Source organism: Kordia sp. (genome assembly GCF_045105435.1).
Classification (GTDB): domain Bacteria; phylum Bacteroidota; class Bacteroidia; order Flavobacteriales; family Flavobacteriaceae; genus Kordia.
In genome coordinates this window covers 1-11,143 of the sequence record NZ_JBGCDL010000351.1, presented here as the reverse complement: position 1 = coordinate 11,143, position 11,143 = coordinate 1, and the positions used below count along the sequence as shown (strand labels likewise).

Genomic DNA, 11,143 nt, shown 5'->3' with positions numbered 1-11,143 from the left:
TTATGAACAATGCTGGCATTACATTAAGTAATACCGTATCAAACAGTGGTGGTGCGGCTTCGTATGTATTTTTAGGCGCAAATGATATTACAGCAGAAGGTGTTTGGGTTTGGAATGGAAACAACGACGCAGACACAACACAATTTTGGCAAGGTGACGCTAACGGAAATGCTGTGGGCGGATTATATAACAATTGGGGAACTGAACCAGATAATTTTGCTGGAAACCAAGACGCTTTAGGAATTGGGTTAAATGTATGGCCGCAGCCAGTTGGCGGATTAGGCGTGCCAGGAGAATGGAATGATATTCCTGCATCAGATGCATTGTATTACTTAATTGAATTTGATTAAAATTCAATCATGCTTAAAAAAAGATGAGATAGTTTAGACGTATGTCCAAACTATCTTATTTGCTTTATAGAATTGAAATTCTAGCTTTCTTCTTCTCCTACTTGCTCATTTTGTGTCGTTACAGAACCTGTTGATGAATTTCCATAAACGGGCGTTTCGTTTCTTAATATATCAATAACACGTGCAAAATTTTCTGCGTTCATAAATGGTGTTTCTTCACGATTTCCTTGAAACGTAGTAAAATAAAACTTCCCTAAATCAATTTTCGGATCCCAAACTGCTTGATATCCTTTTAACTGTGTCCATGTTGTGGTTCCTTGTGCATAATGTGGCATAACTTTTTTTCTTTAGTGGTTTATAAATGATTGACACAAAAATAATCTATGTAAGAAAAATACACAGGAGGAAAATCACCCTTATTGCTTTGGTGATAAGACTGTTAATGAAAGGGAAGATTATATGTTTTAGTTTTGAAAAACTATTTTATGAAGTATACCAAGTAATATGTCTATTACGTTTTCTTTTACTAAATTAGGCGAACTATATAAATGCGCTTACAAACAATACATTACCTCTAATTTGAAGTAAAAAATACTATGAAATTAAAATTCATCCTACCATCATTCATTTTACTTATTACATTTTTCACGAGTACTAATACAGTTAATAATTCGCAAACAACAGCTCAATACTTTGCATTGGTTAGACAAAACTTCACAGGAGATTTAGCCTACGAAACTACCGCTTTTGTAGAGAAACATTGGCGCGTTGTTGGAAATTCAGGCTATAATGCAAGTATTTATAGAATTGCTGAAGGACTTGAAAAAGCGGGATATGTATTAGAATCCAAAGCTGCTCCAAATGAAGTCCTAACATACAGAATTGAAAAAAGGAAAATGAAAAAGGACACTTGGGAACCTGTAGCTGCAAGTCTTTCCATAGTTGGTGACGATCAAAAATTATTAGATTTTTCAACGAATAGAAACATGGTGTACATAAACTCCGTATCAACACCACCAGAAGGAGTTGTTGCAGAAGTGGTACATATAAAAAACGCAAAAGATGTAAAAAAGACCAATGTAAAAGGGAAAATTGTTTTTGCAGAAATGGGTTTATGGGGTTTGTACCGAAGTGCCATAGCAAAAGGTGGCGCTATTGGTTTGCTAACGTATGACAATCCTTCATATTTACAGCCAGAAAAAAACAAAACTTCTATTCAATTTAGAGGACTTCCGTACAACAAAAAAATAAAAACCTGGGGAATTGCGCTGTCGTACGAAGCCAAAGAAAAGCTCAAAGAAAAACTTCAAAAAGGAAAAGTGAAATTGAACGTTTCTATAAAAACGAAAATATATCCTTCTGAAGATTTAACAATTGTAGCAAACATAAAAGGAACGGAAAAACCAACAGAAAGTTTCGTGTTCAGTGCGCACGTACAAGAACCTGGCGCTAATGATAATGCTTCTGGAGTGGGCGTTCAATTAGAAATGGCAGCCGTATCTGCAAAGCTCATAAAGTCAAAAAAATTAAATGTAAAACGTACGCTGACTTTTCTTTGGGGCGATGAAATAATTTCAACAAGACGTTATATTTCAGAAAAAGAAAAACGCAGCGCGAATATCAATTGGGGAATTAGCTTGGACATGGTTGGCGAAAATACTTCCTTAACTGGCGGATCGTTCTTAATTGAAAAAATGCCAGATCCTAGCGCAGTTTGGACAAGAGGAAACGACAAACATACCGAATGGGGCGGAAGTGTGCTTTCGCTAGAACAAATGAAACCTCATTACCTAAATGATTTTATTATTGAAGTCTTTAAAAATCAAGGAAAGTTCGCAAATTGGGAAGTAAACACCAATCCGTTTGAAGGTGGAAGTGATCATACACCATTTTTAAAGGCAGACATTCCAGGAGTATTACTTTGGCATTTTACTGATCAATTTTATCATACAGATAATGATAGAATAGAAATGGTGTCACAAGAAACACTAAAAAATGTGGGAATTGGCGCTTTGGTCAGTGCATATACGCTTGTAAATGCAGACGATACAACAGGAAAACAAATCATAGAAACCATTCTAAAAAAAGCAGAAAAAAGACTTCGTGATGAATTTGAAATTAGTAAAACGGAAATCACAAATGGTAAACTTTTTAAGAACGAAGCCGAAATACTAACTGCTTGGCACAATTGGTATATGGACGCGTTGGCTTCTGTCAAGGACTTAATACCAGCAACTAGTACTGCACTTGATACTGAAATTTCCGAAGCACAAGCACAACTGCGTGAAGTCACTAATTTATTAATTCAGCAATTGAAGAATTAATAAAAAATAGTTTGTTTAGGTAATTTTTGTTCGAGTTTGTATGTAAAAGTTTGCTTTTGGGTAAAATGACGTTACATTTTCTTTTTTATAACTAACGGATATTCTTTATCACTAATAATAGTTGATCCTGTAATCAAAATCCAATTGTCAAAAATATTTATATTGACAATAACATCATTATGTTCCATAAAATACAAAGCGGTTTCATAAGTATCTATATTTTTTTCGTTAATAGAAACTTGCTTTTTAGATCCTAAGTTTATATTTCTCGCATAAAATTCAGGAGCATATAATCCATAACCAAATTCAAAATCATCATTTTCACACAATTCAGCGAATACACTTTCACTTGCTTTTAAGCTCAGATCTACAAGTATATTTCCTTCAATCTTAACTACTATATTTTCAAAATCAAAAGAGAAGTTTTGGTTATTAATCAGAAACTCTTCCTTAACACCTTCCGTTTTCTTTTTTAAAAAGTTAAACATATCCATAATTTTTTTTCAAAAATTGTTGTTTCATGCGTTTAAAAATCATCACTTCAACACCACATCATAAATCACATTCAGCAATTCATTGCGTAATTCTCTATATAATTTTAAAGATGTTTTGCTGTTTTGCTTTGTGCGAAAGTATACTGATGAATAAACAGAAGTACAAATAGAAGTATTGTGGTACGTTTCATGCTATAGTAATTGTGTTGGGTATAATTGGCAACAAAGTACAATATAAAAAATTCGATAAAATTTAATGCCTAAAGTGAACTAATAGTATATAAAATTTATGAGATCTTTTTTTTGAGTGTACAAATTCAGAAGGCTTTAAAAATGAAATTGAATCAGTTTTCGGACTATTTATTACTAAAAAAAACGTGAGTATTTAGTTGTTTTTAGAAAAAAATAGAATAAAGAAATACACATTTTAAAATGATAAAGTAATTGCGGGTAAATTCTTTACTTCTTCAAGTAAAATGGGCGTTTAGCGTAAATTGTTTACTACTTAGGATTTATAAATTTAGAGTTCTAAAATTAGTTTGTCTTTTTCGTTTTTTATAGATTTAAGTAATCAAATCATAAACGATTTAAGTTCAGTATCAATTAAAGTAACCTCCACAAAGCATACCATTAACACGCTAAAAAGTATTTTCAAATAATACAGTAGCAATTAGAAACAACGATATAAAGATGCTAATTCGTAAAAATATACTGAAAAGATAAAGCAGCTAAAAAGTAAAAATTACACACTTTAAGCAAGCATTTTAAAACGTTACATATAATATTATAGATATATATAATATCCTACATAAACGCATTGATAATCATTTGATTACTATAAAAGAACAATTTTATGACTATTCGACTTACGAAATTAAAAACAAAAATGTAAATTGACTCTTCAAAAAGGTAGATAAATGAAAATCAAAACAAGTCGAAAAACCAACCGCACAAGACTTAAACGGTGCACTTAAAATTTTAAAACCATGAAAAATGTATTTTTTGCTTTAGCTTTTATGCTAATCGGAACTTTAGCTATCGCTAACACTAACACTGAAACTGAAACTTCATTTGACGATGTTACAATTGAAAATGTAATAAACATTGACAATACTACAGTTGATAGCAACGATTTATGTGGTTTTCCAGTATATTTCGATGACGGAGGAACTGGAGACTGGGGCGGAAGCGGTAGCTTTTGGATGGATTGTGATGATTCAACTACAATGGGAGACATTTTAGATGTGCTACTCGCAATATTCTTCTAAACTTACAAGTACAAAAAAAAACAGCTGGTGTCATTTTTTGACGCTAGCTGTTTATAAATTTTATATATAGATGAAAAATATAATTATTATAATTAGTTTATTGGCTTACACTATAGCGAATAGTCAGTCTAAAACAGGCTTGATAAGCTATGAAGTTAAATTTCCTTCAAAAAACATCAATAACGGATATAAAGTAGCCAATTTATATTTTAATGATAGTACTTCTGTTTTTATTCATAGTACAGGAAAAACAAAGAATTCAGGTGTACAAGAAAAAAATGGAGGCGTTGCAATAAAGTTTGATTATGGCGACAAACAAGGACAGCAAGTGTATCGAAACTTTAAACAAAAGTCTATTAAATTACGATTCCCTAAAAGTAGTTTGTTTTCTGATTTTACTGTTGATGATACATGGAAGTCTATAAATTGGCAAATTGAAAATGATACCAAAGTTATTGGTAAATATAAATGTCAAAAAGCAATTGGTGAGTTTCGAGGTAGAACGTACACAGCTTGGTTTACAGAGGAAATTCCACTGCCGTATGGTCCATGGAAATTATTTGGACTTCCTGGGCTAATCATAGAAGCATCAGACGATACTAAAATGTTTCAAATGAAAGTTACAAGTATCAAATATCCTTGTGATTGTGAATACCACTTTAATCCTCCAACAGCAGAAGAAAGCAAGACACTCAAAGAATTAGTTGACTTTAGTGATAACTATGACGATCATGTATTGCAAAGAATGAGGTCTAAATTGCCAAGAAACATGAGAAACAAACTCAGAAAAAACCCAAACAATTCAAAAAGTAAATCAAGAATGTATAGAAAAGAGGTTAAATATGAATGGGAGAAATAGAAACCATAAATGAAGAAAAGCACCAATATCTTATTCTTATTTCTACTCTTACTTGTTAGCTTTAACAGTGTTGCTCAAATACAAGGTAAAGTAATAGATAAAAACAAAAAACCTATAGAATTTGTAGCAGTAGTTTTAAAAAAACAAATTGATAGTAGTTTTGTGTCATACGGACGTACAGACGCCAATGGTTTTTATACTGTAAACCCAAAGACTAAAGGCGCTTTTTTTGTGAGCTTTTCGTCTTTAGGCTATACCAAACAAGAGCAAACTGTTACAATTTCAGATATCACAAAAACTGTTGAAATCAATGTTTCTTTAAAAGATGAAGTTATTTCCTTAAACGAAGTAATCTTAACAGCAGAACGCGATATCATACAAAAAAAAGACACCATTGTTTTTAATGTAAAATCTTTTTTGCAAGGTAACGAAGAAGTCGTAGAAGACTTGCTCAAAAAAATACCAGGACTTACAGTTGAAGCTGATGGTACTATAAAAGTAGGAAACCAAGAAGTGGAAAAAGTAATGATTGAAGGTGACGACTTTTTTGAACGTGGTTACAAAATACTCACCAAAAATATGCCAGTAAGGCCTATTGAAAAAGTAGAGCTATTACAAAACTATTCTAACAATCGTTTGCTAAAAGGTATTGAAGAAAGTGAGCGAGTTGCCTTAAACCTCAAACTCAGTGATGATGCAAAACGTGTTTGGTTTGGAAATGTAACTTTAGGCTATAATGTTTTACTCGATGAAAATCGTTACTATGCCAAAGGTAATTTAATGAACTTTGGTAAAAAGAATAAATATTACTTTCTTACCAATCTTAATAATACAGGTTACAATGCTACTGGAGATATTAATCATTTAATTCGTCCAAGACGTTTCAATCAACCCGCAAGTATAGGTGATGACAAAAGTATTATGTCTTTAATTGACTTATCTGCAAATCCACCAAATTTTAAACGTAGTAGAACAACCTTCAACAATGCAGAAATGGCATCGTTAAACGCTATATTTAATCCAACAAAAAAAATAAAAATAAAAACATTAGGCTTCTTTAATTGGGATGAATTAGATTTTTATAGAAATAGAACGGATAATGTTTCTATTAACAATTTAGACTTTACCAATACAGAAGAGTATCAACTTCAAAACAAAAAACGCATTGGCTTTGGTAAGGTAGATTTAATTTATGATTTGTCTAAAACGAAAATGATTGAAGCGACAACCAAATATCAAAATGCTACGTTTACAGGCGCATCCGATTTGGTATTTAATACGCAATCTACCATTGAAAACTTAGACAATCCGGTAGAACTATTTGATCAAAAAATAAGCTATTCAAATAAATTCAAAGACAATAAAGTATTCTTACTAACAGGTCGTTTTATCAAAGAAACATCAGATAAAAAATATACTGTAAATCAGTTTTTATTTGAAGATTTATTTCCAAATACAAATGCAAACAATGTTAGGCAACAACTAGATCAAAAAATGTCTTTTGCAGGTATTGAAGCGCATATATTAGAAAGAAAAGAAAATAAAAACTTATTAGAATTCAGAGTTGGTAATGCTTTTAGAAGAGATGTTTTGAGGAGTCAATTTTCACTCCTAGAAGATGCGAATTTTATAGACAATCCTGCTGATTATCAAAATCAATTAAACTACACTGTCAATGATTTATATGGAAAATTTAAATATCAGTATACATACAAAAATATAAAACTCATAGGAGATTTAGAGTTGCATCAACTATTCAATTCATTAGAACAAAGTAATGAGAAAATCACACAACAACCCTTTTTTATAAATCCAAGTTTAGGTTTAGACTGGAAAATAAATAACAAAAACCGCATTCGTACTTCCTACGCGCACAATACTACCAATGCTGAAGTGATAAACGTATATAATAACTTTATTCTTAATGGTTTCAGAAACTTTAATAGTGGTACAGGAAGTTTCAATCAATTAAATGCTTCGGCTCTTTTATTTAATTATCAACTCGGTAATTGGAGTGACCGCTTTTTTGCAAGTACTATAATAACATACACCAAAAATCACGATTTCTTTTCAACCAACACACTAATCAATCAAAACTACACACAAGCAAAAGCGATTGTCATAAAAGATAGAGAATTATTTACGGTAAATACATCTTTAGATTTCTTTATAAAGAAATTAGCAAGCAACATAAAACTAAACTTTGGCTCCACTAAATCTGAATACAAAAATGTGGTAAACAACTCAGAATTGAGAGAAGTTTTCTCAACAAACTATAATTATGGTGTCGAATTCAGAAGTGCTTTTGATAGCTTTTTCGATTTCAATATTGGTAGTAAATGGCTCGCAAACAAAATTGAAACAGGAGTTACGAGTGAGTTTACGGACAATGTAAGCTTCTTAGATTTGACGTTTACAATTAACGATAAGCTAAATTTTGACTTTCAATCGGAACGTTACTTTTTTGGAAACTTAAAAACAGATAACACATATTATTTTTTAGATTTAGATGCTAGATATACAATCAAAGAAAATAAATTAACCTTAATGCTTTCCGGAAAAAACTTATTTAACACCAATACATTTAGAAACTTTACAATCAGTGATATAGGAAACTCTACAACCGAATATAGATTGTTGCCAAGGTATTTACTGTTAAAGGTAGAATACAGATTTTAAGGTATAAACCCAGAAAATAGTTTTGTTAAAAGTGATGCTGACAATATTTTGTGCAAAAAATAAGTAACCTTTTATGACACAAATTTTATAAGCTTTTAAATTAACGTACTTTTGCAGTCAGATTACAAGCAAATGGGACACGATAATTTTAAAATGGTTGCCAAAACGTTACATGGTTTTGAAGACTTATTGGAAGACGAACTTAAAAAGTTAGGTGCGCAAGACATCCGTAAAGGAACACGTAATGTTACGTTTAGAGGCGACAAAGGGTTTATGTATAAAGCTAACTTATGCTTGCGTACAGCTATTAAAATCCTGAAACCAATTCGATATTTTAAAATTAAAAACGAACAAGATTTATACGATCAAGTATACAGTATGCATTGGGATAAATACCTAAAGCACACGGATACGTTTATGATTGATGCTACGGTTGCTTCTGAGCAATTTACACATTCACAATTTATCGCTTTAAAAACGAAAGATGCCATTGCGGATAAATTCAGAAATACAGAAGGCAAACGTCCAAATGTAGATTTAAAATTTCCGACATTGCGCATTCACGTACACATTCAAAACAACGATTGTTCTATTTCGTTAGACAGTTCGGGTGGTTCATTGCACAAACGTGGATACAAAACGGCAACCAATATTGCGCCAATCAATGAAGTATTGGCGGCTGGTTTGGTAATGCTTTCCGGTTGGGACGGACAATCTGATTTGTTAGATCCAATGTGTGGAAGTGGAACCTTGGCAATTGAAGCAGCAATGATTGCGTGTAACATTCCGGCAAACATCAACCGAAAAGAATTTGGTTTTGAAAAATGGCAAGATTGGGATGTGGATTTGTTTGAAAAGATAGAAGAATCATCCTTGCGAAAAATTCGTGAATTCCACCATAATATCTACGGATATGACAAAGCGCCATCGGCAGTGCAAAAAGCAAAAGACAATGTAAAAAACGCCAATTTGGAGGATTACATTAAAATTCGTCGCGATAACTTTTTTGAAACAAAAAAAGAAGGCGATGAAAAGCTGCACATTCTATTCAATCCGCCATACGGAGAGCGTTTGCATATTGACATGGAAGAGTTTTATGCAGATATTGGCGATACCTTAAAACAAGGATATTCAAACACCAATGCTTGGTTTATTACGTCAAACTTAGAAGCCTTAAAATTTGTTGGTTTGCGTCCATCGCGAAAAATAAAAGTATTCAACGGAAAACTAGAATCGCGATTGGTGAAGTACGAAATGTATGCAGGAAGTAAAAAAGCCAAACACCAACACAAAGAAGATTAAAAATACTGACACATGACACCAAAAACAAAAGCACTAGTTTTCAATTTAATAGCATTTGCAATTCTCTTTTTAGCATTTCGCTTCACTATAGGTGCCATCATAAAAGGCGATATGTTTTGGCTGTCTTTAATTTCAGCAGTAATTGCAAGTGTTTTAGCGCCTAAATTCCTTGTTGTAGCGGAAGATGGCAAAGAAAAAATGTTCATGAAAACGATATTTAGTAAGAATGTTAAAGAACTTTAATGATGAATAAATTTTTAGTTGTAGTCGTTTGTGTTTTTTCTTTTTTAGGACTAAATACTGCTAAAGATGAAGTTTCGGTATCCACAACTAAAGTAGTGGCGACACAAGCAGCTTATGGATTCTTTTCAATGTATATTTATGATAATTCGTCGCTACGACGCGTAAGCAAGTTATCGAATGCATTTGAGGAAAACTATGAAATTTCTATCAAAGACAATAGTGTCTATTACGAACAAAAAAAAGTGTTAGATCCTACAAAATTTGATTCGAAATTTTCTTATTTAATTGATGCTTTCAAAGATGAAAATGGCACGTATATAATTGCTTCGGAAGTAAATACAGATCATGTGCAGGTAATTTCAGACACCAATATTTTAGCTAGAAACAAGCTGTTTATTTACGATGTAAAAACACAAAAAAAGTATATATATGTGTATCCTTCTGCCGAAAAAGGGCTCATTTTACCAACTACATATTATAATAACTTACCTGGCGCAGTTACCTTAAAATCGATTGATATTGCTGCAAAAACCATCACCATCGAAAAGAAAAACCCTAAAATCACGGCGATTAAAGTTACTATGGTAGCAGTTGAGGAGTTTTAAGCGTTTAATTTTATTGACTTCTTTTAATCTTTGGTGGATTCTGTCGTGTATCAAAAACATCTATGATTTCAATCCATTTTTTTTCTTTATTAAACCAATAAATAATTTTATAATTTTTAAAAAATAAGTGCCTAAAATCCTAGTTTCTGCCTTTTAATAGTTCTTCAATTTGACCTATTTTTGGTTGTTTTTTTAACTTTAAAAATTCGTTATAAATTCCATTTACAAGTTTCTTTGCAATTTTACAGCTAACTTTTTTATTCTAATAATTGAAGATTCCTAGAAGTTCTTTTTTTGAAAAACCTGTCCAATAAATCGTTAACTCCATTTGTCAATACTAGATTTTAATACACTCGCTTCTGTCAATTTACCATTTTTAAAATCTTCCATTGAAGTATCAATTCTAGCATTAAATTCTTCAACAGACATCGGTTTAAAATCTTCTTGATCAGGATAATTTTGATTTATTTTTAAAACACTTTCTAGTCGAGAGATAACTTCCTCACTTTGTACTTTCAGAAACTCTTGTACAAATTTTATTTTTCTCGATTGTAAGTCCATAATAAATTATTTACTCAAATGCACAAAATTTTAAAATCTCATTGAAAGCATAATTTCATAAATAAAAACATTGATAAAGAGATTTCGGAATATTATTCTTTTAGTAAACCTTCCAAATACTGAATCACTTCTACATATTTTTCATCATAGAGTTTTTCAACAAACGCGGCATTTTCTTTACCATACATTGCAAACATTCTACTGCCAGTATTTTTAGAATGTGTAACATTCGCAATACGATCGCATAATTTAATAAAAGTAGCGTACGGCGTATTTCGGATGCCTTCATAATAGTTGTCACCAGCACGTTCTTTCCGTGTACGACCTTTGTCGTTTGTTAATGCATAGGCAAGCTCGGCAATGTCTTCATTCAATGCGTTTTTGACATCGTTGTAAGTCTCACGAGCATCTTCAATAACATCATGAACCCAACAACCAGCCAACACATTATGTTGCGC

General features: G+C 31.8%; 11 protein-coding genes and 1 pseudogene. 8 read left to right on the top strand and 4 right to left on the bottom strand.

Annotation, left to right across the window (positions count from 1 at the left end):
- A pseudogene (locus AB8B65_RS17920) lies at positions 1-350 on the top strand (hypothetical protein); the annotation flags it as partial.
- An 80-nt stretch (positions 351-430) separates the two neighbouring features.
- Here AB8B65_RS17920 and AB8B65_RS17915 read toward each other — a convergent pair.
- Positions 431-685 (bottom strand): hypothetical protein, encoded by a 255-nt coding sequence (locus tag AB8B65_RS17915; RefSeq protein ID WP_405302658.1) that lies wholly within the window; start codon positions 683-685, stop codon positions 431-433.
- A 261-nt stretch (positions 686-946) separates the two neighbouring features.
- Here AB8B65_RS17915 and AB8B65_RS17910 point away from each other — a divergent pair, with 261 nt between their 5' ends.
- Positions 947-2,674, top strand: a complete 1,728-nt coding sequence (locus AB8B65_RS17910; RefSeq protein WP_405302657.1) for a M28 family peptidase — start codon at positions 947-949, stop codon at positions 2,672-2,674.
- A 71-nt stretch (positions 2,675-2,745) separates the two neighbouring features.
- Here the strand turns inward: AB8B65_RS17910 and AB8B65_RS17905 are convergent, their stop codons facing one another.
- Positions 2,746-3,162 carry a hypothetical protein gene (locus AB8B65_RS17905; RefSeq protein WP_405302656.1) on the bottom strand — a complete coding sequence of 139 codons (417 nt, stop codon included), beginning with the start codon at positions 3,160-3,162 and terminating at the stop codon, positions 2,746-2,748.
- 992 nt (positions 3,163-4,154) lie between these two features.
- On the opposite strand from AB8B65_RS17905, the gene AB8B65_RS17900 reads away from it, so the two are divergent.
- The 6 genes from AB8B65_RS17900 to AB8B65_RS17875 all read left to right on the top strand — a co-directional run bounded on the left by AB8B65_RS17900 (position 4,155) and on the right by AB8B65_RS17875 (position 10,124).
- Positions 4,155-4,436, top strand: a complete 282-nt coding sequence (locus AB8B65_RS17900) for a hypothetical protein (RefSeq protein ID WP_405302655.1) — start codon at positions 4,155-4,157, stop codon at positions 4,434-4,436.
- Between the two features lie 70 nt (positions 4,437-4,506).
- Positions 4,507-5,295: a GLPGLI family protein gene (locus AB8B65_RS17895; protein WP_405302654.1), complete on the top strand. Its 789-nt coding sequence runs from the start codon at positions 4,507-4,509 to the stop codon at positions 5,293-5,295.
- A gap of 9 nt (positions 5,296-5,304) precedes the next feature.
- On the top strand, positions 5,305-7,974 hold the full coding sequence (locus tag AB8B65_RS17890) for a carboxypeptidase-like regulatory domain-containing protein (protein WP_405302653.1): 2,670 nt from the start codon (positions 5,305-5,307) through the stop codon (positions 7,972-7,974).
- A 132-nt stretch (positions 7,975-8,106) separates the two neighbouring features.
- Positions 8,107-9,276, top strand: coding sequence for a class I SAM-dependent RNA methyltransferase (locus AB8B65_RS17885; RefSeq protein ID WP_405302659.1), 1,170 nt, complete (start codon positions 8,107-8,109; stop codon positions 9,274-9,276).
- A gap of 12 nt (positions 9,277-9,288) precedes the next feature.
- Positions 9,289-9,519, top strand: coding sequence for a hypothetical protein (locus AB8B65_RS17880; protein WP_405302652.1), 231 nt, complete (start codon positions 9,289-9,291; stop codon positions 9,517-9,519).
- Positions 9,519-10,124, top strand: coding sequence for a hypothetical protein (locus tag AB8B65_RS17875; RefSeq protein ID WP_405302651.1), 606 nt, complete (start codon positions 9,519-9,521; stop codon positions 10,122-10,124). The genes AB8B65_RS17880 and AB8B65_RS17875 overlap by 1 nt, the downstream gene beginning before the upstream one ends.
- A 318-nt stretch (positions 10,125-10,442) precedes the next feature.
- Here AB8B65_RS17875 and AB8B65_RS17870 read toward each other — a convergent pair whose 3' ends face one another.
- Positions 10,443-10,685, bottom strand: a complete 243-nt coding sequence (locus AB8B65_RS17870; protein WP_405302650.1) for a hypothetical protein — start codon at positions 10,683-10,685, stop codon at positions 10,443-10,445.
- Between the two features lie 92 nt (positions 10,686-10,777).
- The coding region (locus tag AB8B65_RS17865) for a phosphohydrolase (RefSeq protein WP_405302648.1) at positions 10,778-11,143 on the bottom strand (366 nt) is incomplete at its 5' end.